The organism is Aquirhabdus sp. (genome assembly GCF_046462495.1).
Lineage (GTDB): Bacteria > Pseudomonadota > Gammaproteobacteria > Pseudomonadales > Moraxellaceae > Aquirhabdus.
Genome location: NZ_JBKGVE010000007.1, coordinates 95,837 through 118,234, shown reverse-complemented (window position 1 = coordinate 118,234; position 22,398 = coordinate 95,837). Strand labels below are relative to the sequence as shown.

Genomic DNA, 22,398 nt, shown 5'->3' with positions numbered 1-22,398 from the left:
TTACAGAACCTGATTCAAGGCTTTGCCTGCCTTGAATCGACGTCAATGTGCTGTTATTTGCGATTAATGACAGCCTGAGCTTTTGGAAGGTGGGGTTTTCCATTGGACTGCTTGTTCCTGAGAAGTCGCTGGATTCGATGCGCAGGAACTACAGTTGCTACAGCCGCTGCCACAACCGCCACCACTATTCAGGACCGGTGCAAGCCATTTGCTGAGTTTAGGATAACCATGCATTTGAGCCATTTGCGCTAAACGCTGTTGCTGACGGTGCACCACATTGGGCAGCATCCGCCGCAGCATAAAAAACACACTCCAACCTAGCAAAGCGGCAATAATGCCGGTTTGCACGAGTTCACTCATGATCGAATTCATAGTAGTGCCTCCGCAACATGGTAGGTTATGAGGGATGCGCCATAGGCTAGGCTAAACAAATACAGCGCCATAATCCCGACGTATTTCCAGGAGCCTGTTTCGCGGCGTACGGTTGCCATAGTCGCAAGGCACTGCGGGGCAAAGATAAACCAAGCCAACAACGACAGTGCGGTGGGCAGTGACCACTGAGCTGCAATTAGACTACCCAATTGATGACTGACAGCGTCCTCATTCCCCGATAGCGCGTAAACCGTACCGAGCGCTGCAACCACAACTTCCCGTGCAGCCAATCCCGGAATCAGTGCAATACAGATTTCCCAGGTAAAACCAATCGGCGCAAAGATGGGTGCAATCACATGACCAATCTGACCGGCAAAGCTGTAGTCGATGGGTGGCAAGGTTGCTCCAGCAGGTGGCTGTGGGAAATAAGCCAAAAACCACAAAATCACGATCAGCGATAAGATGATGCCACCGACCCGCTTGATAAAAATTGTTGCGCGTTCATAAAGGCCTATGCCGACACTGCGCCAGCTGGGTAAACGATAGCTGGGGAGCTCCATGAGTAGGGCATGATCGCTTTGGTCACGGCGAAAGCGCTTCATCACCAGAGCGACCAACAGCGCGCTGATGATGCCCCCAAAATACAGGGCAAATAGCACTAAACCTTGCAGATTAAACAGTCCCCACACCGTCTTGACGGGAATAAAAGCACTGATCAACAGGGCGTAAACCGGTAGCCGTGCTGAGCAAGTCATGAGCGGTGCAACCATGATGGTGGTCAGCCGGTCGCGTGGATCACTGATGCTGCGTGTCGCCATGATGCCTGGAATCGCGCAGGCAAAACTGGAGAGCAACGGAATAAAAGCGCGACCAGTCAGGCCTGCACCAAACATTAATCGATCCAGCAAAAATGCGGCGCGCGGTAGATAACCTGACTCTTCAAGCATCAAGATAAAGAAGAACAAAATCAGAATCTGCGGTAGGAAAGTTAAAACCGTACCTAACCCGGCAAATATGCCATCTTTGAGTAAACTTTTTAGCATGCCGTCAGCAAGGAATGACGTCGTCCAATCACTGAGCGCTGTAACGGTGTAGCCAATGCCATCCATAAAGGGGGCGGCCCATGTAAATACGGCCTGAAAGACAAAGAACATCAGTGTTGCAAGGATCGCAAGGCCAAATACGGGGTGCAGCAGAACAGCATCTAATGCATCATCGCGCTGATCGGTGGTCCGTGGCATGACGACGGTTTCTGCAAGTAGTGCACGCACTTGAGCATGAATATCGATTTGCTCGGCATCTTCTGTAATGTGGGGTGCGCGAGGAGTCTGATTTTCAAAAGCCTTCAGCAGATCAGCTGCACCATGACGTTTGACCGCAACGGTTTCAATGACCGGAACCCCGAGTGTATGAGACAGTTTAGCGACGTCAATTTGAATACCACGACGTCTGGCGTCATCCATCATATTGAGGGCGAGTACCATCGGGCGACCGAGGCGACGGATTTCCAAAGCAAAGCGCAGATGTAGTCTTAAGTTGGTTGCATCGACTACACAGACCAGTAAGTCGGGGAGTGCTTCACCAGCAAGCTCACCTAAGCAAACTGCACGCGTCACGGCTTCATCAGGGCTCGTCGCATCCAGACTATACGCACCAGGTAAATCCAAAATACGCACGTGGCGACCTGATGCTAAAGTCAGAAAGCCTTCTTTACGCTCAACGGTGACGCCAGCGTAATTAGCCACTTTTTGGCGTGCGCCCGTAAGCTGGTTAAACAAGGAGGTCTTACCGCAATTGGGATTTCCCACTAATGCAATATGTTGGATGGCATTGATCATCTGATCAGCATTCATCGCTGCAGCGGTCATTCAGTGATCTCCTCGACGAGGACACGGGCTGCTTCGCTCCGCCTCAGTGCAAAACGCGTAAAACCAATCTGAACCAACAAGGGATCTCCGCCAAAGGGTGCGGTCGTAATCAACCGAACCCGCTCACCCGGCACAAATCCGAGCTCTTTAAGACGATGTGAAATCATATCTATCGGTGCATTTATGACTGTAGTTACCTTTGTTGCTTCACTCGGGACAGCTTGGGTCTCTTCGACAGATGTGATTGTGGCAGTCGTATTTTTGGATAAGTCGGAAAGGCGCACAGCAACAGATAACCTAGGTATAAATGAGAATTATTCCTAGTTTCAACCTTTGACAGAATTCTGTCAAACGCTATTTATATCTGAGCGTATTTTTTATGTGAGAAGTCTGTGATGTAGGTGATCAAAACAACTATTATATCTATGGAGTGTAATATTGGTTGACGCAACTTAATATAGCGCCGATTTTATCGAGGCATTCCTGATATTCCGCATCCACTTGCGACGCGACAGTGATTCCTCCGCCCGCCCAAGCGACCAGCTCATCATGATTTTTTTGTAGCGTGCGAATCAGAATGTTGAACTGACCTGAGCCATCATGATTTAGATAGCCAAACGATCCACAGTACGCACCTCGTGGTCTTGCTTCAAGTTCAGCAATAATCTCCATGGCGCGTTTTTTTGGCGCACCCGTGATGGACCCACCAGGGAGCGCATCGATAAGAACATCCAGTGGTGATATCCCAACGTCTAACTGCGCCCGCACTTCACTGACTAAATGATGAACCTGTGCAAAACTTTCGATCTCAAAGAGTACGGGGACCTTGACTGACCCAACGATGGCATGACGGCTCAAATCATTGCGTAATAAATCAACGATCATCAGGTTCTCACTTTGATCCTTCTCTGAATCAAAGAGCTTATTTTTATTCTCTATATCCGTGTGTAGGTCTGCAGAACGTGGAAAAGTCCCTTTGATGGGACGGGTAATCACTGTGTTGCCTTCTTGGCCCGTATGCCCTGTAAAGGCTAAAAAAAGTTCTGGCGAGCAGCTTAATAATTCATGTGCACCAACGCGCATATAGCCTGCATAAGGCGCTTGTGTGAGTTGTAGCAGATCATCCAGAGTATCTAGCAGATTTCCAGAGACTTTAGCTATAAAAGGCTGCGTCAAATTGACTTGGTAGCAATCGCCCGCATGCAAGTAAGACTGGATCTGATCAAATGCATCGCAGTACTGCGTTTTAGACCATATCGGCCGGAACGATTTTAACACACGGAAGTTTGACGCAGCGATCGAATCATCGGTTTGATCAGAGGCACTATCACCAGAGGCACTCAGAATGTTGGTCAATCTGAAATGAATACGTCGATATAAATCAGACAGCGCCTGATCATCAGGACCATATAGCACCCAGTCGTTTTTTTCTTTTTTGAGAAAAATATCATAATCACCCATCGCCGCGATGAGTTGTTGCGGTGTAGTTGAGCTCGAAGTAGGGTGATTGTGTGGGCTTCCTGCCAAGTCATATCCGATAAAGCCTGCTAAGCCGCCTTGAAAGGTTCTTTGATTAATGACTTCTAGATATTCGGTACTAAAGGTTTGCTCATGGGCAGGGTGCACGGTGTGTAATTGTGAAAAAAAATCAGACGTCGAGGACTCGTGATCTGGATTTAACTCAGCTAAAGCGGAACGCTTGAACAGCGTTGTTTTGTGTGAAGCTGGAGTGGCATGCGCAGTCAGCAGCCATTTTGGACAAAAAGCGATGATCTCTTGCTCAGATGGCAGTGTGGCTGAGTCGTCAAATTCAGTTACTGCAAATCGATGAAAATAGACCAGACCCATGGACCAATCCGTCGGAGTTCCGTCGAAAAAAAAGGGTTCAGAAAGTCGCTTCAAAATAGAAGAAGTTTTGACTGACGTTGCTTGTAGTCTTTGGATTACGTTAGATGGAGAAACTGTCATTTTTGTGTCTTTTGGAAAATCGAAGAGCGAAAATTAATAAATATAATATATTGAAAAATATAGTAAAAAAACCTGAAAACCGTTTATTCTGAAACTCAGCCGCCTGTCGGGAGGATTACAAAAAGCACAAAAAACACTTGCGACAAACACACACTTCATTGTACTTTGATCCCTGTTAGACATGCTATTAAAAACGCAATGCAAGGACGCGAAGTTTAGTTTGATAACTAAAGTTGAGTCTGATGCGATACAGGCAAAAGTCAACTATCAATAAATGCTCTGGGAGAGTAAGCAATGAAATTATTTACACAACTCGCACTCGTTACTGCAATCGCTACTAGCGGCAGTGCATTCGCTATGCAAACGATGAATGATTCTGATCTCAGTGCAACCACTGGTCAAGACGGTATCACGATTCTGATTGCTCCGCCAAAACTGACAGGCGCACAGCAAACATCATTGGGCGTGACTCAAACCAATGGTATTTTGATCGGTGCAGCTGTGTTGCATGATAAAGACGGTATTGTTGACGCGACCAATACAACTGGTACTTCTGGTGGTGCGATCATCATCGGTGATGCAAAACAAGCTAACGCAGCAAACACTGCTGGTACTCAATTGGGTATCTTCGGTAGCACACCAATCAGCGTTGTTCTTGATGCTTCTGGCGGCGGCGCAGCTGGTTCTGTATCAGGTACTTCACCAGTGTTGAACGTTAAACTAGGCTTGCCATCTGATCTGCTGATCCGTACTGGTGACATTTCTGTAGACGGTTCTAACCGTGGTGCGATTGCTGTTGGTGCTGCAGGCGCTACTGCTGCTAACGCTGCTGTTGGTGGTACTACTGGTAATGCGGTTAAAGTATTGAACAGCATGGACATCGCTTTGGGCGGCGCGACAATGAACATCCAGTTGGGTCACACCCCACAAGGTGCATTCATCAATGCAGCGGGTACCATCACTGGTGGTTTGTCAATCGCGAACCTGTCTGTACATGATGCAACCTATGATGGCGTATCATTGGGCGGTGATTTGGGTGTAAGCCGTTTGACAGTAACTGATACTGGCTCTGCTAACCTGACTCTGAATGCTGGCATCACTGTGACTAAAGATGTGGGCACATTGTGGGGCGGCGCAGCATCAGCGGGTGGTTTGGTAATCACTACTGCGGGTAATGCAAGCGACATCATGCTGCAAAACGTTACTTTGGGTTCAGCGAACTCAACTCTGGGCGACCTGCAATTGATCAATGTTCAATCTGCTGGTACTCATATTGCGATCCAAGGTCACTAATTTAATTTAGTGCTTTGAAAGCAATAAAAACTAAGGCGGCTTTGTGCTGCCTTAGTTTTTTTATATTTGTAATGGGTGAATAAAGACTTAAAGAAAAGAGAGCCGATATTGAGCGTTAAAGTTTGATGTAAGTGAATGTATTGCGGTAGGGTAGTGAAAGAATTGTAAAATATATGTGGTCGAAGATATTGTTGTAGATGTTTAGGTTACTAGTATGTTGAATGTATTGGTAATAAAAAATGAACCACTTGTCGGGCGGATTACAAAAAGTATAAGAAAAACTTGCGATCAACGCCTGCTTCGTTGTATCTTTGCTGAAGAAAGTTGTGCTATGGAAATGCAGTATCAAAGGGGTTGTAAGTGATCCGATGTACTGACATTGGATTATTGGGATCGTTTTAAAAAAAATTATTAATTATTAGTGTTCTAGGAGAACATAGATGAAATTATTTACTCAACTCGCACTGGTTAGCGCGATTGCATCAACAAGTAGTGCATTTGCGATGCAAAGCATGGATGACGCGGCGCTGAGTAACGCGACTGGTCAAGATGGGATTACTATCCTTATTTCCTTGCCAAGTAATACTCTAAAAATTGATCAAATTGCAGTATTTGATGGCGATGGTACTACGGGCGCCCTTGAGTCTGGTGCCATTGTATTGGGTAAAACTGCAAATGGTGCGGGAATTGCTGCAGGTACTGCACCAACCCTGGGTACAGGTTTCAGTATTGCGGCTAGCGGTCCTATCGGCGTAGTGATTGATTCTAGCGGTGGCGGTGCTTCAGGTGCAACGACGGGTGCAGCACCTATATTGAATATTGCAGTTAAACTGCCTGCGACATTGAACGTAACTACTGGTGATATTGGTGTGGCGGGTGCTCAAGGTGCTGCGGGTGCATATAAAGTGGATGCGAATACAACAACTGGTAAAGGTGTTGTGAAAATCCTGAACAGCATGACCATTGGTCTAGGTGGTGCAAGCTTGAATATCCAGTTGGGTACACCAACTGCGGCTCAGGGTGCAATGATCGCAGCTAATGCGACGCTTACTAACGGTTTGAGCATTGCGAACATTGGTTTGATCGATGGGAGCACGAACTATACTGGTACTCTTGGTATAGGTAATCTGACTTTGACAGGTGGTGGTGCGGCGAGTGCAAGCGATCTGAAACTTATTGCGAATATTGACTTCGGTACAGCTGCAAATTTGACTACCCAAGGGATCACCAATGCTGACGGTACTGCTGTCACTGCTGGTGGTATGGTGATTGGTTTGGGTAATGCAACTGCCGGATCTGCCAAATACAATGCTTACATGCAAGGTGTAACCTTGGGTGACGCAGCATCAACATTGGGTGATGTGCGTGTTACTGGTTTGGACTTGACTGGTGCTAAAGTTGTTATTCAAGGGCACTAATTCTTAGTCCTTTGACCTAAAGATGTAATTACTAAGGCGGCGATGAGCTGCCTTAGTTCTATCTAGTGTTTGGTAATTTAAATAATAATTTTATGTAAAATTCAAGATGTAAATGGATTTAATTGTGTACTAGGGAGTATGGGTATGAGAGGTCTATGTAGTACTTTTATTGCGCCAAGCCTGTTATTGGGTTCGGTGTTGCTCCCTGTATCTGTGTGGTCGATGGATACGCTGACTGATGGTCAACTGGATGCCACAACTGGACAAAGCGGTCTTTCTGTTTTAATTATTCCTAATTCTGTTTCAAATATCCCAACCATTCCGATTGAGAGTGTGACTTTGGGTGACTCTGACGGCATTCCTGCCAGTAGTCTGGCGGGCTATGGTAGTGCTGCATCCTTGCGTACCGACTTAACCAAAGTGCAGTTTTTTGGTTCAGCAAGTACCGTGGTAGATAGCGTGGGTAACACCATCAACACTGGTGCACTGAATACCTATTCCATGGGTTTGACTATGGATGTATCTGGTGGTGGCGCGGCGGGTGCTGGTATTGGTGCGAATCCGACTTTATCTGCCAATCTAAGTTTGGCTCAGGTCAGGACGATTGGTGTTTTCTTTAATACCAATATTAACGGTGCGGGAAATTTGCTTGGTCTTGTACCTAAGGGTGCAAATCTTGCTGGCGCGCTGTCCGTTAATGATCCGACGATTACTCCGATTCTGTCCGTAGGTACTTATGCATATTCGGGTACTGCGGCAACGCCTATTTCTACAGTTTCAACATCTCCGCAACGGATGAATATCAATTTCGCCAGTGATGTAAGTATTGGTCTGAAGTTGGGTGCATTTGGATCCGGACCCATGATTGCCTTTAATAATCTGAATATTGCATCCATTGATTTCAATGGTCAGGCATTGAATCTGGAAAGTCCGAATGCAGGCAGCACAAACTGTACAACAAATATTTGTTCTTCGCGCTTGAGTGTGACGCCGTCTATTACTGGCTTAAATCTGACGGGGGCAACAGTAGATTTGCTCACAACGAGTCAAATGCAAAGCGTATTTTCAACGGCGACCACGGGTGGGCTTTTACTTCAAGAAAGTGCTTTGACCGATGCCGGTATGGTCTTCTCTAGTATTACTGCAGGAACACCCGGCAATGTTTCAACCAATACGTCATTACCTGCGGGTACTGCCTTTGCGGCTGGCATGGGCAATGCGCCTATGGGGTCGTTTGGTGTTGTGGGTATGGGCGCCACCAACCTGAAAATTGGTGTGAGTGGTATGTAACATTACATAAAACTCTTGGTCAAATGTAAAAAAAGAGTGAACTCATTACAGAAAAACGGTATCTTCTTCAATTATACGGACGCGGATTCACATTTCTCGCTGGTGAAGCGCTTATTGTGGGTCTGATTTTATCAGGATGGTTCAGCAGTTACGCTGGCGAATAAAAGAAAATAGTTCATTATGCTGCTACTTCTCACGCTTGGTTCGGCGCTGATGTATAACTTCGCGGCCGACACATTTGATACCGCAGATATCCCTGGCGGTTCTGTTTACTACACCGAATTAACAGATTCGCGCTTAACCAATAATAGCAGCGCGCTGATGCATCAACGTCCTGTGGTTGTGAAGCCGCTGTCTTCAACACAGTTTCGCGGTATTGTGAAGCAGGCCTATGATTATAGCTGTGGATCGGCTGCACTCACGACGTTGCTGAATGGCTATATGGCGCAAACAAAAAATGAACGCGAGGTCATGGATGGCCTGCTGAAGTATGGTGAATATGATCGGATCATTCAGCGCCGTAGCTTTTCATTGCTGGACATGAAGCGTTATGTGAATGCGATTGGTTTCAACAGTAATGGATTTCGCGGGACTTTCCAGGATCTCGTTAGTCTGGATAAACCTGCCATTGTTCCGATCGCCTATGCAGGTTTTAAACATTTTGTGGTATATAAAGCATTCAAAGACGGACATGTCTTTGTAGCAGATCCAGCTCTGGGTAATATCAGTTTTACTGCCGCACATTTTCAGGAAGTGTGGGATAACAGTATTATGTTTATCATTACGCCAGATGTCGGTCAGCCGACGAATAATCTATTGGCATTACAAGATGGGGATATGCGCGTTATTGATGACGCGTTGATCAATCAGTTTGCATTGGTTGATGTGAAATATCCTGAATTGGGTCGTGAGCAACAGCGTGATGCTGCAGCAACCATGCAACGCGTGATCGATAGTGATCCTAACTCACCAACGTATAATAAAGCGATTAATACTTCACTCAGGCTTTATTACAGTGGTCGATAGAGAACATTGATCTGATTGTGTCGCATGAAAAATAGGGTATTCAGGGAATTTTGACAAAAGTTGTGATTTTTGTTGATGAATAAATAATTAAGGGTGATGGCTGTTATGGATGAAAATATGCAAAAGAACGTATGGGCTAAGAATGTAAGTCGCACCACGATAGCTGCGAGTGTGATCGCGGTGATGAGTGGTATGGGAGCATATGCTGCAGACGCTGATCCATCCAAAGCCCCTGCTGCACCAGCCAGTGCCCCTGCACCGACAGCTCCAGCGAATTCTGACGCACCGGCGCCAGTTACTCCGGCTCCAGGTGTCCCAACTCCTGATGCCGCTGTTCCGACGGCGGGTGCGGTAGCTGTACCAGCCGTAGGCGCTGCTACTCCTGCACCTGTACAGCAGCCCACACCATCCATGGTTCCGACTGAAGCTTCTGCAAGTACGGCCAGCAGCGCCCTCAAACAAAAAGCGACTGATACCACGGTCGAAAAAAACTTAGATCAAACCTTTAAAGCGTCAGAGCGTCAATATTCCTTGTCTAAGGAAGGTTCTTATTCCCTGATTTATGACTTTGGCTATAGTTATTATGCCAATACCGCACTTGATCTGGCTTTGGATTCAAGTAGTTCCACCATTAACCGACTCCGTGTTGAGAACAACGCACAGCATGCGATTACCAATACGTTCACTTTTCAGTACGGTTTATTGAATAACGTTACTCTAACCGCAGGCCTGCCTTTTGTGGCCAAAGTGAATCCGCCCAATGACACCAGTACCGTTGGATTAGGTGATGTTAACGTCGGTGCGCGCTGGCAGCCTTTCCCATCAGGCACAACCCCTTTACCGATTACACTGTTTGGAACTGTGACGGCGCCCACAGGGGATAGCCCATACAAGATTAATCCGCAGACCGATTTGTCGACGGGCAGTGGCTATTATTCGTTTGGCGGTGGTGTCAGTACCAGTAAATTTATTGATCCGATTGTGTTATTTGGAACCTTATCTGGAAATTATGGGTTAAATGTCGGTGGCTTGAATCAAGCGATTGGTAACCGAGTTTTAAAATCCTTTACACCAGGCTATACCACGGGGATTGGTTTTGGTTTTGCGTACTCATTGAACTACGACGTTTCCCTGACCATTTCCTATCAACAAAGTTTCACATTTGGTAGTGAATACAAGTTTACGAACGGTGATGTGTCCAGATCTTCTGTAGCCAGCGCGGCAACGTTGAACTCCTCACTGGGTATTCGCGTGTCTCCAAAAACGATCGTAAACGTCTCTTTAGGTTTTGGTTTAACCCCAGATTCACCCAATGTTTTGCTTGGCCTATCGCTCCCACTTGATTTCTTAGGCATTGGTCGTCAAGTGAAGTAAGGAGGCAAGCATGAATTTGCAGTCACTGATAAAGCGTGATCCTGATGGTGTTGGCTCTACGAGAATGGACTCAATTGAGAATAGTCGTTTTGGTCTGAAGAAAAGGACTGAGCAAACAAAAAAAATGAGCTTTAACATGGATTTTTCTAGCAGTAAAGCAATGAGTCTTAAAGCGGTACCGGCATTGCTATTGCTAGTCGCCAATCAGTTTGCGCATGCTGAGCTTGCTCAAAACTTATCGGTTGATATCCGTTCTCTGTCTTTGGGTAACGCGGTGACCGCAGATCCACCGGGTATCAGTGCGATTCACTTTAACCCTGCAGGTTTGTCCCATATTCAGGGTTTACAAACTGATGTTCAAGGTTTAATGCTCAATCTGGATATTAAACGTGAATTTAGTGCACCGCCGGGATTCAACGTGTTTGGTTATTCAGACGACCCTGTCGTCTGTGACGTGCCTAAAACACAAGTGAACAGCAATGGATTGTGTCCGAACTTTAAGACCAGTTCTAGCAAAGTAAATGGTGTTTCGCTCTATGTTCCCATCTTAGATAAGTTTGTGAATTGGCCAGCCGGTCTGCCCGTGACCATTCCTTTTGCTGCGATTGCGTATCGCGCGCCAGGCTCAAAGATTACTTATGCTGATGCGTTCTACGCACCTCTTGCGGTGGGCTTCAATCAAAAAGATGGTGATCCGGGTAATTTTATGGGTCAGCAGGTTGCATTGGAGCGGATTACTTATCTTTCCCCATCTGCGTCCTATCAAATCAGCGACAATCTATCGGTGGGTGCTTCCGTTGGTTTTAACTATGCCGCAGTGGCTCTAAAAACAGATTTACGCTTTCCCAATGAGTTATTTGGTGTGCTGCGCTTAGTTGATGAGAATATCTGTGCGCCATTTAAACAGAATGGCAGTATTGTCACCGATCTGTTGTTGTTCGGACTGTGTAATGCGAAAGATACACTGGGTCCCTTTAAAAAAGTGGCAACGATGGAAGTTGCCATGCAGCAAACGCTATCACCCAGCTATAACTTAGGTTTACTTTGGGAACCGAGCAATGATTTTGCGTTCGGTATGGTCTACCAAAGCGGCGCGACCGAAAAGCTCAAAGGTCATTATAAGGTGACCATCGATCCAGGCGCACCAGAACTGATTGCAGCTCTGAATTCTTCCGTAACGGGGCAGGTTCTATCCGCACTGCTGGGTTTTCCTGGTGCCATTCCAACCACATCCGAAGGAATTGCGTCAATGACGCAAGAGTACCCAGCGCACTTTCAAGCGGGTATCAAATATAAAGTTTTCCCAGACCTACAAGTTAACTTTGACATTGGCTGGACCGATTATGCCGCGTGGCAGGGCTTGCCGATTGTATTTGACCGTCCTCTCGCGGTACTGCAATTTGCAAAATTACTGGCACCTGGCGTGACTGCTGACTCACTGACCGTACCACTGAATTACCAAAGTCCATGGAATTATGGAATTGGTATTGAGTATAGTATGACCGACCGTTTGAAATTACGGGCAGGATATGAGCCCCGGACCAGTGCTATTCCAGACAACCAACGCAGTACGCTGGTTCCTGTGAATGGTGCACAACTGTTTGGTTTAGGTTTGGGCTATCGATTTGATAAAGATACCGATATTGATTTAACTGCTGCGTTTATCCGCAGTAAAGATAGTATTCCTGCCAACACCAGTAATCTGTCAAACAGTACCGCTATTGATAACTTGATTTTGAATCCTTATGCAGGTTTGGATGTGAAAACCAATACCAAAATTGCGATCCTCGGGATTGCTTATCGTACACGTTGGTGATGTGATGAGTTTATTGCGGTACTGTAGTCGTCTCTTCCTATGTGTGTCTGGGATCGTATTGCAGTATGCGGCACTTGATGCGGCTTTCATGGGTCAGGCTTATGCGGACGACGCAGAATCCAAGTTTTATACCGTGATTGATTCGGATGGTCATATGCGGACTATTCAGCGCGATACGGATCAAGCCCCTATCTCTGCTACGCCTGCACCGAGTAAAGCGGTGACACCAGAATCACCAACGTTGACGTTGAATGGTGAAAAGTACGTTGATAGCGATTACCTAGAGAAACGTGAATTTAATTTGGAGGGTAAATCCAGATTTTATCCGATTCCCGATGGTCAGGGTGGGACTGAAGTCATTGAACGTGTGCCTGGCGCCATTCAGAAGCCCCAACCACAACCCAAGATTCAAGCCAATAAACCGCCAGTCTTGGTGACGTTGTCTTCAAAATATCAGCGTGTCCCTGCCTCAGAAATTACACCGCTCATTAATAAGACCTGTCTGCCTATTTCAGAACTGCAGCAATCAAAATTGCTCCGTGATCAATTGCTTATTCTGTGGCCGCGTTCTGATAAGCCTGCGGTGAATCATAAGGCGAGCTTGAATTATGAGTTGGTTGAGTTTCGATCAGCCATAAAAGACATATCGCTACAATCTTTTGCACCTCTGAGCCAGCAATCTGCTTACTATTGGCCTTTGCCTATTTTTTTAGATGAACGAGGCTGTGTACTGGAAGGCGTCAATGGCTTTTACCAAAAGAAACTCCCTGCTACATTGCTGCAACCTTCGATTTTAATCGGAACTTTACATGTGCCGGATCATACGCGTTATCTGATGCTGACACCGCTTGTTGAGGCGATTGATTTACCGGGGACCACATTATCCCCAGTCGGACAAGTGCGGTTACTGCCCCTGCGATAATGAATCGGTGTATGCCGTTTTAATTCGTAATTTATATGATTGATGAGATGAGGTTAATGAAAATGGACTTAAATAAACCGATAAATGCAGGAAAGTCTCAATCGATGGGACGTGTTGCATTGCCAGCGTTGTCGATCATGGCCTTGGCCGGTGCTTTGAGTGCGTGTGGGGGAGGGAGTAATAACTTAGCAGATCCTACTGTCTCACCAACTACAGGCATCGTTGCTTGTACCGATACGACCAAGTGTATTACGACACAGTTTATTGTTGATTCTCCTGTTGCAGGACTCAATTATACTTGCGGAACATACAACAATATCACGGATGCCACAGGCACCGTCTCTTGCGAAAATAACTCGAATATCACATTCTTTTTACAATCCACCGATGCTAAGCGTAAAGTAACCTTGGGCACCTATACCCTGAAAAAAGGTGTTGCCACACTGATTCGTATCACCCCCAATGATCTCGTTCCACCGTCAACACTTGCGATAGGTACCATTACTGCAGGTGCAGTTAATATTACCCAATTGCTTGAGACGCTCAGAAGTCCGAACTACTCCTATAATCCCACTGAGCCGACGAGTCGTTTAGTGCTTGATAGCACGGTTAAAGATGCCATGAATGCGCTCACTAAAGATATCGCTGCAACCGATATGTCAAATGGCGCGTTTATCGATACCTTTCAGCCGATCCTGAATCAATTGGGTCGTACGTTGATTTCGAAAGACGACGCGACTGCGCGCTTAAATCAAGGTTTGCAAGTTTTACAAGCGGGTTCGTATTATTCCTCCCCTGGGCTCATTTTGAGTGGACTGCTGGGTGGAGCCGACGTGGCAACGCAGGCTACAGGTGTTGCAACCAATGATAAGGCATTGCTGGGCCTGTATAACGTGATTGATCGCAGTGGGTTCCTGATTGGTCAGGGTGCTGAATGGAATGGTGATACCACACCAAGAGATAGTACAGGAGCACCAACTTCAGCGACCGCAACGGCTTATACCTTGCTCACCAATGGATCAGGCTTTACGCGGCTCTCTTTAAACAATAGCTCGGTAAGCGCTCCTTCATTCTTAAATCCAGTCAATAATTTTGTGAACAGTAACTACGTCTGGAAGCCTGAGGCAGTTACGCTGAATACCAACGGGTTCTGGCAGCCGCAGGCAAGTATGGATCCGAATAATTTATTAGGTATTGCGACCTTTACGAATGGTCGTTTAATCGGTGGGACGTATATTGTCGGGAGCAATACGTTGTGGCAAAACGTGACTCAGCCTTCACCAGCAGCCACAGCACCTGTTAACGAGATTGCGACTTGGCAGCAAGGAAGAAACTCAAATCCAAGTTACTACAATGGCACGATGACATTGACTAAATCAAGAAGCGTAGACAGCTTTTTAGACCCTGTGGTTTTCAAAACCGCATCGAATGTTGGTCCGGGAAATAAAGCGATTTTTCCATTGTATGCTACCTTGACGTTCCACTATACCAATTCCACCAATTGTACGGCGGGCTGTGTGCTTGGAACCCAAGGCATTGTGATTTTGGCAAATGGCAATATCATTACCGATATGAAACAGGATTGCAGCCCTGCAGATCCGACGACGCTCTTAAGTCCATCAGCTGATCCGACCAAACCCACTCAGCAAAAGCGTATTGGTCTAGTCGGTGCGGCATTCCAAGGCGTTTCAAACATCAACAACTTATATATCAGCCCAGTAATCATGCTCAGTGGTCATGAATTTGATCAACTAGATAGTAATGGTGTAGTCACAGGGACCTTAGATGGGATTCAAGTCGGTACATTAAGCACGATCATTTCCCAAGTGAATTCTGTCAAAGTGAATGTGGCGGGGATTTCGAGCCGCAATATCAATATCAGTGATAATACCAATGTCACGACAACAGACTCTCAAACGGGTGTCGTCACTGTGGTCAGTACTGGTGAGCAAAGTGTACTTCCTGCTGCATACACGAATTTTTATGATTCATGGAATTCGCTGAAGTCCACCCAAACGGCAACTGACAAGACTATTACTGCACGCAGTTCAGGTACGGTAACCATGGCGTTGACTCAGTGTTACGCACAACCTATAGGCAAGTAATATAGGCCTAAAAAAGAGACCTTTACGGTCTCTTTTTTGCATGATGCTGATTAGGATGTTTACTCAATGACGGTGTCATCACCTGAAATGGTTTCTAGATGAAAAGGCACTTGATCTTTGGCAAAGTCATAGGTCTTACGGTCATGGTAGTAATGCTTGAGCGTGCGGTAGATGCTGGGGAAAGCCAGATTGTCCCACGGGATATCGGCTTCATCAAATAATGCACACTCTAGGCTCTCTTCACCAGCACCGAAAGCCCCTTCTTCAAGCTGTCCTTTGAACAGCATATATACTTGCCCGATTCTAGGAATATTGTAGCTGCAATAGAGTTGATCGATGGCAACCTTACCCTCGGCTTCCTCCCAGGTTTCACGTGCGGCACCTTGTTCCATGGTTTCTTGCAGCTCCATGAAACCAGCAGGCAGTGTCCAGAGTCCGTAACGGGGTTCTATGGCGCGGCGGCAGAGCAGGACTTTGTCTTTCCACAGGGCAAGCGCACCGCAAATGATTTTGGGGTTCTCGTAGTGAATGAAACCACAATTGGGACAGACCTCACGGTAGTGTGAGTCACCTGCGGGAATGGCATTCTCTGTTGCATGACCACATTTCAAACAAAAAGACATAAAGCCTGTTCCTAAACCTAGCCCCAAAAACGGGCATTTCTAATCAACCCTGCATCACTGCATTTGGTTACTCTGGATGACCGTCAACAATATCAAACAACCATTCAAAATCCCAGAACTATTGTCTGCAAACCCAGCCGATAAACTGCGATAATGCAGATGGAATCAAGTCAGAATAACGAAAAACTGCTAGTTTGCGCTCAAGGATAAATTTAAGATTTAAATATGAAAAAATACTTAACTTTACCTAAATTTAGAAGTCATCGAACCATGCATTCTGAGCCTGCAGCGGCATCATCGTTATTGACTCGTCTGGAGTCACAGCTGCGTTTTGCCAAGCATCGTACCATGGCCGATGCCGCAGTGTTATTAGCAATGACGGATGAAGATGATCCGCAGATTTTGTTGTCTAAGCGAGCAGGGCATTTGAATCAGCATGCGGGAGAAGTTTCCTTTCCGGGTGGCAAGCGCGATCCGAGTGATACCAGCAATATCGCTGTGGCGCTGCGGGAGGCGTGGGAAGAGACTGCATTAGACCCGTTTTCAGTGCGTTTACTGGGGGAGCTCCCGACACAAAAGGCACGCAGTGGTTTGCGTGTGAAGCCAATCGTTGGTGTTATTCCGCGTGATGCGGTACTGGTGGCTCAGCCTGATGAAATTGAGAAACTATTCTTCGTGCGTCTGTCTTTTTTATTGAATGAAAAGCCTACTCAATACCGTGTACAAATGAAAGCTGGCGCATTTGTTGTCCCCAGTTTTCAGGTGGAGAATGAAGTGGTTTGGGGCTTAACAGGACGGATCTTGGTCGATCTGGTTCGTTATGGTCTCGGCAAAAAAATTGATTGGCCCATCTTTTATGTGAAATGACCGCTATTTCGGACATTGCTGATGAGTCTAGTCTTATCGTGCGCTAGCGGCAGTGCTGTTTATCGGATTCAAATGGAGTTGCGTGTATGTTGTATTGTTTTGAAGAGTATTGCCCCACGACTACGGTTGATTCTTTAGTAACACCATGGGAAGGGTGGGTCGCTGACAGTGCTGCGGTGATTGGGCAGGTACGATTAGGTCAGTCGGTCAGTGTCTGGTTTGGTGCGGTGATTCGTGGCGATAACGCGCTGATCGAGATTGGGGACTTTAGTAATATTCAAGAAAATTCAGTGCTGCATACTGATGCTGGAATTACCCTGAGCATTGGACAATACGTGACGGTTGGGCATCAAGTGACACTACACGGTTGCCAAATCGGTGACAATAGTTTGATCGGAATCAATGCCGTGATTCTGAATCATGCGGTGATTGGTAAAAACTGCATTATTGGCGCCAATGCCCTGATTCCAGAGCGCATGGTGATTCCGGATAACTCCATTGTGATGGGTTCTCCGGGTAAGATTGTGAAACCCGCAAGCGAAGCCGTTGAGGCGATGATTCGTATGAGCGCATTGCACTATGCGGAGCATTGCAAGCGTTTTAAGACAGGACTACGCATCCATACGTTTGCATAATGAACGCGTAGACAACGACATCGTTTAAGTGACATCCACGCGTTGACGAATCTTTGCTGCGATCATGGATGCAGCCGCCGTTCGAGTTTCTACACCGAGTTTGGTAAAGATGTGCTCAAGGTGCTTATTTACTGTACGTGGGCTGAGTTCGAGAATTTCTCCGATATCGCGATTGGTTTTGCCTAGAGTCACCCAATGAATGACTTCGGCTTCACGATGGGTGAGGCCACAGACCTGCATAATGAGGTCTGGCTTGGGTGTCGTATCTTTGGGGGCATCAATTTCTTTGAGTAAGATCAGCTGTGTTCCGTCGTTTGTCCCGCCGAGTTTACTCAAGATTAAACGTTGGTCTAGCCAGTTGAGGGTTAGAGATTCGAGCTCGGGGTGTTGAAGCCAATTGAAAATCTCTAGTGGCGGCTCATTATTCTGCCAACTCGCCGCCCAATCATAATGTGCAAGCAAATGCATGGCGGCATCGGTTTGCCAGCGTAATTTCCCGGTTTGCGATACAGCGAGGATTGCAACTTTCGCAGCATCGATGGCTTGTCGATTTTGACTGGCCAAGCGTGAATTTTTGATATGGGTTGCCAGCCTCGCAAGCACCTCGCTGGGCCTGATCGGCTTGGTGACATAATCCACCCCCCCTGCCTCAAAACCATTGACCACATACTCACTTTCCGTCAGACCTGTCATAAAAATGACCGGAATATATTGGGTCAGTGGGTTGGTCTTCAGCAAACGACAAGTTTCAAAGCCGTTTAAACCTGGCATCAGCGCATCCAGCAGGATTGCATCGGGGGTGAACTTGGCAACACGCTCAAGCGCGGTTTGACCATCGGTTGCAACCAATACGGTATAACCCGCTTGCTCGAGCATGGTATGCAAGAGCGAGAGGTTTTCTGGGGCATCATCGACAATTAACACCATGGCATTTTGCGGATTAGGTAGGGGGCTGATCATTCACGTTCCCCTGTTTTTAAGAGTCTAATCAATGCTGGAAATCGAAAGTGAATGGCACACTCACGCAGTAGACGGGTCAGGGGAAGTACCTCCGGCTGCTGTGCTTCAATGTGATCCAAGGTGTTGAGTAATCCTCGGACATAACCCATATGCGCAAGATCAACCAGTGATTGGTGATCATCCTGAGAGAGAACATGATTCAAAATATGTTTAATCTCCACATTGATATCTACTGGGCTCGGTAAGGGGTTATCACGCTGATGGATATGATCCTCAAAGAGGATACCCTCTTCTTGAGTAGAGTGGGCCTCGTGGATGATTTGATGAGCGTCTTCTGTAGCAGTTGAAGGGGAAATCCATTCGAGATCCAAAACCCGATGAATTTTATCAAGTAATTTAGTAAAATCGATGGGTTTAGCTAAGAAGTCGCTTTCCGCAATTCCGGCGGAATTTTCTTTGCCGCGTTCAAAGGCATTGGCAGACACGATTAAGATCGGTGCAAAGCTGAGATGGTTACGCCTTAGTAATTCACTGGTTTGCCAGCCATCCATCATCGGCATGTTGATGTCCATAATAATCAAAGCGGGCTGGAATTCTGCAACGAGACGTAAGCATTCGATCCCAGAAACAGCTTCTTGGACGATAAAGCCCAACTTGCTCAGCAACTTCGAGAGTAGCTCACGATCATTAGGTTCATTATCCACAACCAAGATGCGTAAGCGTTCACCGCGATAGCCTGAAATATCCGTCACATCTTCAAGTGGAATATGCTGAGGTAAACGCACCGCAGGTAGGAATAAACGCAACTGAAACGTACTGCCCACGTCTAAGGTGCTTGAAACCGTGAGCTCCCCGCCGAGTAAGTCCGTTAGGAGTTTTGAGATCGTTAATCCCAACCCAGTACCGCTAACCGATGGCGAGTTTGCTGAAATGCCTCCACCGCGTTCAAACGGGCTAAAGATCCGCTGTAAATCATGTTCAGGAATCCCGCAACCGGAATCCTGAATTTCGAAGATTGCAGTCACCGAGCGATAGTAGACGCGGAGGACGACCTCACCCTGTTGGGTAAATTTAATAGCATTGCCCAAGATGTTAATCAGGATTTGTTCAAGTCGTTTCTGGTCAACTCGGACAAAGATCGGCAGTTGTTCAGAGATATGGCTGATAAAGCGGATGCCTTTATCAGCAGCCTGTGGTTGAAACATGCTGATAATCTGTTGGATGAAAATCGGCAAGTTGATTTCGATCGTTTCGAGCTTCAGTTTACCACTTTCGATGCTGGCGAGATCCAGAAGGCCATCGACCAAAGAGACGAGGTGCGAACCACTACGCTTAATGATATCGAGTGATTTCTTGTTCTCATGAGACAAAGTGCTGTCTTGCATCAACAGTTGGGCATAGCCCAAGATACTGTTCAGCGGTGTACGAATCTCGTGGCTGATCCCCGTGATATAGCGACTTTTTGCCCGATTGGCGCTGTCGGCATTTTTGGTGGCGGCTTGGAGCTGGGTGTCTGTTTCTTGATGGGCACTGATTTCTTCCATCAACAGACTGGTTTGGCGATTGGATTCGGATTGAGCGACGCTACGACTTTCTTGGGTGAGGGTTAACCACCACGAGCCGACACAAATCAAGACAAACAACAGGGCAAAGATCTTGATAAATAAGAAGCGCAATTGCTCTTGGAGCACGATAGATGAGGATACCCCCGCAGACTGGATTTCTTGAATATAGAGTAAACCCAGCATCGCACCCATGATGAGCGAGAGCGTCACCACAACCAGAATATAGATTCCCAGTCGTGTATTGACTTTACTGGCAATCGAACGTGGTAAGAATCTACGCATCGCGCCTGAGAATTGAACGGCTAGTCGCGCGTCGGGTTTGCAGAGATCGTGGCAGCGCACATCCAGTGAGCAGCACAGTGAGCAAATCGGACCGCTATAGGCGGGGCAATGCGCCATATCTTCTGACTCATAGGTCTTTTCACAAATACAGCAACTGCTATTAGCGGTCAAGTGACTGGGGCGTTTTCGTGCAATGTAGTAGCGACCCTTCGTGAGCCATGCAATCAGCGGAGTGCAAAGCATAGCGCTACCTAAAGCGATAAAGGAGGCGAGAGCTTTAGTGGTTTCGCCAAAAACGCCGCAAAACGCCGTAATCGACAAAATCGAGGCAAATACCATCGAAATAACACCCACAGGGTTGACATCAAAAAGATACGCGCGGCGAAATTCGATGCCTTTGGGGCTTAATCCGAGCGGTTTATTGATCACCAGATCCGCGACCAGAGTACCGATCCAGGCAATGGGCAAATTGGCATAGAGGCCAAGGACTTGTTCAATTGCGCGAAATACCCCCATTTCCATGAGTAAAATGGCAATCAGCACGTTAAACACAAGCCACACCACGCGTCCCGGATGACTATGGGTGAGGCGAGAAAAGAAGTTTGACCAGGCGAGCGAGCCAGCATAAGCATTAGTCACATTGATTTTGATCTGAGAAATCACTACCAGTAATACGGTCACGGCGAGTGCGACTTGGGGATTGCTAAAAATAAAGGTATAGGCAATCCAATACATTTGCGCAGGCTCAGCGGCATGTTCAATCGGGGTGTGATATTGCAGCGCCAGATACATGAGTAGCACGCCGCCCAGCATCTTCAGCACACCCAAGAAGATCCAGCCGGGTCCTGCAAACATCATGGCAAAGTTCCAGCGCCATTTATTCTGCTTGGTCTTCTCGGGTAAGAAACGTAAATAGTCGGCTTGCTCGCCCACCTGTGCAATCAGTGCAAAGATCAGCGTCGATGCCGCACCAAAGGATAGGAGATTGAAGGCATTGTTTGCACGCGGGGTATGGTCACTGTTGAACCCCGTAAAAGAGGTGACCTCACTGATTAACGTCGGATGTTGAATCAACACAAATACAAAGGGTGTGATCATTAAAATCAACCACAACGGTAACGTCCAGACGTGCAAGCGGCTAATCATAGTGATGCCGCGCATCGCGATGGGCACAACGACCAAGGCGCTGACCAGATAGGCGATGGGCAAGGGCATATCAAAATACAGCTTGAGTGCCATGGCCATGATCGATGCTTCGATGGCAAATAAAATAAAGGTAAATGAGGCGTAGATCAGTGAGGTTAAGGTGGAACCCAGATAACCAAAACCTGCACCGCGCGTCAGCAAGTCCATGTCTATGGCATAGCGCGAGCAGTAATAGCTAATCGGTAAGCTGCTTAAGAAAATAATCAGTGACACCACCAAGATCGCACATACCGCATTGGTAAATCCATAGTTCAATGCAATTGTGCCGCCAATTGCCTCCAGTGCTAAGAAGGCCACCGCCCCATAAGCGGTGTTGGCAACCCGGGCAATTGACCACTTCCGCATACTGCGCGGTGTAAAGCGGAGCGCATAGTCCTCTAGAGTCTCATCAGCAACCCAAATATTGTAATCGCGCCTGATTTTAATAATGCGCTGCGGCGCGATGGGTTTCTTCTCTTTGGCTTGATGATTTAGTGCGTGATTCACAGTCATGGACAACCATCAGTGTTTATAGGGTTTATAAATATTACATTTTGCATCGTTTTACAGACTCTTTTAAGCCGTCTAATGATGAGGATTGCTACGTTTTACATGGTCGACGCACGATAAAAGCACAGATTGCCGACTCCCTCTACGCATGGCTATACGGTAAGTGACGTATAGCCCGATAGCATAATTACGCATAAGGTTATACCAAGCAGCAACAATATGCTCGGGTAACACTTAATCAAAGTACGCATTCAATCAAAGCAAGTATTCGGAGTGATCACAACATGATAAGTCGTCGTAATTTTATGCTGACCGCAGT

At 46.8% G+C, this 22,398-nt stretch carries 17 protein-coding genes; 10 read left to right on the top strand and 7 right to left on the bottom strand.

What is annotated here, in order from left to right:
* Positions 1–63: 63 nt before the first annotated feature.
* The 4 genes from ACLHG7_RS08645 to ACLHG7_RS08630 form a co-directional block, all read right to left on the bottom strand.
* Positions 64–360 carry a DUF6587 family protein gene (locus ACLHG7_RS08645; protein WP_410210638.1) on the bottom strand — a complete coding sequence of 99 codons (297 nt, stop codon included), beginning with the start codon at positions 358–360 and terminating at the stop codon, positions 64–66.
* A gap of 8 nt (positions 361–368) precedes the next feature.
* Positions 369–2,210, bottom strand: a complete 1,842-nt coding sequence (locus ACLHG7_RS08640; protein ID WP_410210861.1) for a ferrous iron transporter B — start codon at positions 2,208–2,210, stop codon at positions 369–371.
* A gap of 26 nt (positions 2,211–2,236) precedes the next feature.
* Complete coding sequence (locus tag ACLHG7_RS08635; RefSeq protein ID WP_410210637.1) at positions 2,237–2,524, bottom strand: ferrous iron transport protein A; 288 nt, start codon at positions 2,522–2,524, stop codon at positions 2,237–2,239.
* 139 nt (positions 2,525–2,663) lie between these two features.
* Positions 2,664–4,088, bottom strand: coding sequence for an anthranilate synthase component I family protein (locus ACLHG7_RS08630; RefSeq protein ID WP_410210636.1), 1,425 nt, complete (start codon positions 4,086–4,088; stop codon positions 2,664–2,666).
* A 414-nt stretch (positions 4,089–4,502) separates the two neighbouring features.
* Between ACLHG7_RS08630 and ACLHG7_RS08625 the strand changes: the two genes are divergently transcribed.
* The 8 genes from ACLHG7_RS08625 (at position 4,503) to ACLHG7_RS08590 (ending at position 15,452) form a co-directional block, all read left to right on the top strand.
* A complete protein-coding gene (locus ACLHG7_RS08625; protein ID WP_410210635.1) occupies positions 4,503–5,501 on the top strand; it encodes a DUF6160 family protein in 999 nt (332 codons plus the stop codon).
* A gap of 440 nt (positions 5,502–5,941) precedes the next feature.
* Positions 5,942–6,919: a DUF6160 family protein gene (locus tag ACLHG7_RS08620; protein WP_410210634.1), complete on the top strand. Its 978-nt coding sequence runs from the start codon at positions 5,942–5,944 to the stop codon at positions 6,917–6,919.
* A gap of 144 nt (positions 6,920–7,063) precedes the next feature.
* The gene (locus ACLHG7_RS08615; RefSeq protein ID WP_410210633.1) at positions 7,064–8,209 is read left to right on the top strand and encodes a hypothetical protein; all 1,146 of its coding nucleotides are present in this window, start codon (positions 7,064–7,066) and stop codon (positions 8,207–8,209) included.
* A 183-nt stretch (positions 8,210–8,392) separates the two neighbouring features.
* Positions 8,393–9,235, top strand: coding sequence for a C39 family peptidase (locus tag ACLHG7_RS08610; RefSeq protein WP_210009479.1), 843 nt, complete (start codon positions 8,393–8,395; stop codon positions 9,233–9,235).
* Positions 9,236–9,352: 117 nt separating this feature from the next.
* Positions 9,353–10,609, top strand: a complete 1,257-nt coding sequence (locus ACLHG7_RS08605) for a transporter (RefSeq protein WP_410210632.1) — start codon at positions 9,353–9,355, stop codon at positions 10,607–10,609.
* A 160-nt stretch (positions 10,610–10,769) separates the two neighbouring features.
* Entirely contained in the window at positions 10,770–12,425 is a 1,656-nt protein-coding gene (locus tag ACLHG7_RS08600; RefSeq protein WP_410210860.1) for an OmpP1/FadL family transporter, read from the top strand.
* A 4-nt stretch (positions 12,426–12,429) separates the two neighbouring features.
* Positions 12,430–13,347, top strand: a complete 918-nt coding sequence (gene filE, locus ACLHG7_RS08595; RefSeq protein WP_410210631.1) for a putative pilus assembly protein FilE — start codon at positions 12,430–12,432, stop codon at positions 13,345–13,347.
* Positions 13,348–13,409: 62 nt separating this feature from the next.
* Positions 13,410–15,452 carry a hypothetical protein gene (locus ACLHG7_RS08590; protein ID WP_410210630.1) on the top strand — a complete coding sequence of 681 codons (2,043 nt, stop codon included), beginning with the start codon at positions 13,410–13,412 and terminating at the stop codon, positions 15,450–15,452.
* Between the two features lie 59 nt (positions 15,453–15,511).
* Here the strand turns inward: ACLHG7_RS08590 and ACLHG7_RS08585 are convergent, their stop codons facing one another.
* Positions 15,512–16,075 carry an NUDIX hydrolase gene (locus tag ACLHG7_RS08585; protein WP_410210629.1) on the bottom strand — a complete coding sequence of 188 codons (564 nt, stop codon included), beginning with the start codon at positions 16,073–16,075 and terminating at the stop codon, positions 15,512–15,514.
* Between the two features lie 270 nt (positions 16,076–16,345).
* Between ACLHG7_RS08585 and ACLHG7_RS08580 the strand changes: the two genes are divergently transcribed.
* Positions 16,346–16,942, top strand: a complete 597-nt coding sequence (locus ACLHG7_RS08580) for an NUDIX hydrolase (RefSeq protein ID WP_410210859.1) — start codon at positions 16,346–16,348, stop codon at positions 16,940–16,942.
* A gap of 86 nt (positions 16,943–17,028) precedes the next feature.
* Positions 17,029–17,577, top strand: coding sequence for a gamma carbonic anhydrase family protein (locus ACLHG7_RS08575; RefSeq protein ID WP_410210628.1), 549 nt, complete (start codon positions 17,029–17,031; stop codon positions 17,575–17,577).
* A 24-nt stretch (positions 17,578–17,601) separates the two neighbouring features.
* On the opposite strand, the gene ACLHG7_RS08570 is transcribed toward ACLHG7_RS08575, so the two are convergent.
* Complete coding sequence (locus ACLHG7_RS08570; protein ID WP_410210627.1) at positions 17,602–18,537, bottom strand: response regulator; 936 nt, start codon at positions 18,535–18,537, stop codon at positions 17,602–17,604.
* Positions 18,534–22,082 (bottom strand): ATP-binding protein, encoded by a 3,549-nt coding sequence (locus ACLHG7_RS08565; RefSeq protein WP_410210626.1) that lies wholly within the window; start codon positions 22,080–22,082, stop codon positions 18,534–18,536. Before ACLHG7_RS08565 ends, ACLHG7_RS08570 begins: the two co-directional genes overlap by 4 nt.
* Positions 22,083–22,398 lie beyond the last annotated feature (316 nt).

What these genes read in the sequence shown, in the direction of transcription:
- ACLHG7_RS08645 (WP_410210638.1), bottom strand. Translation starts at nt 360, where the DNA reads ATGAGTGAACTCGTGCAAACCGGCATTATTGCCGCTTTGCTAGGTTGG.
- ACLHG7_RS08640 (WP_410210861.1), bottom strand. Translation starts at nt 2,210, where the DNA reads ATGATCAATGCCATCCAACATATTGCATTAGTGGGAAATCCCAATTGC.
- ACLHG7_RS08630 (WP_410210636.1), bottom strand. Translation starts at nt 4,088, where the DNA reads ATGGGTCTGGTCTATTTTCATCGATTTGCAGTAACTGAATTTGACGAC.
- ACLHG7_RS08625 (WP_410210635.1), top strand. Translation starts at nt 4,503, where the DNA reads ATGAAATTATTTACACAACTCGCACTCGTTACTGCAATCGCTACTAGC.
- ACLHG7_RS08620 (WP_410210634.1), top strand. Translation starts at nt 5,942, where the DNA reads ATGAAATTATTTACTCAACTCGCACTGGTTAGCGCGATTGCATCAACA.
- ACLHG7_RS08615 (WP_410210633.1), top strand. Translation starts at nt 7,064, where the DNA reads ATGAGAGGTCTATGTAGTACTTTTATTGCGCCAAGCCTGTTATTGGGT.
- ACLHG7_RS08605 (WP_410210632.1), top strand. Translation starts at nt 9,353, where the DNA reads ATGCAAAAGAACGTATGGGCTAAGAATGTAAGTCGCACCACGATAGCT.
- ACLHG7_RS08600 (WP_410210860.1), top strand. Translation starts at nt 10,770, where the DNA reads ATGAGTCTTAAAGCGGTACCGGCATTGCTATTGCTAGTCGCCAATCAG.
- filE (WP_410210631.1), top strand. Translation starts at nt 12,430, where the DNA reads ATGAGTTTATTGCGGTACTGTAGTCGTCTCTTCCTATGTGTGTCTGGG.
- ACLHG7_RS08590 (WP_410210630.1), top strand. Translation starts at nt 13,410, where the DNA reads ATGGACTTAAATAAACCGATAAATGCAGGAAAGTCTCAATCGATGGGA.
- ACLHG7_RS08585 (WP_410210629.1), bottom strand. Translation starts at nt 16,075, where the DNA reads ATGTCTTTTTGTTTGAAATGTGGTCATGCAACAGAGAATGCCATTCCC.
- ACLHG7_RS08580 (WP_410210859.1), top strand. Translation starts at nt 16,346, where the DNA reads ATGCATTCTGAGCCTGCAGCGGCATCATCGTTATTGACTCGTCTGGAG.
- ACLHG7_RS08575 (WP_410210628.1), top strand. Translation starts at nt 17,029, where the DNA reads ATGTTGTATTGTTTTGAAGAGTATTGCCCCACGACTACGGTTGATTCT.
- ACLHG7_RS08570 (WP_410210627.1), bottom strand. Translation starts at nt 18,537, where the DNA reads ATGATCAGCCCCCTACCTAATCCGCAAAATGCCATGGTGTTAATTGTC.
- ACLHG7_RS08565 (WP_410210626.1), bottom strand. Translation starts at nt 22,082, where the DNA reads ATGACTGTGAATCACGCACTAAATCATCAAGCCAAAGAGAAGAAACCC.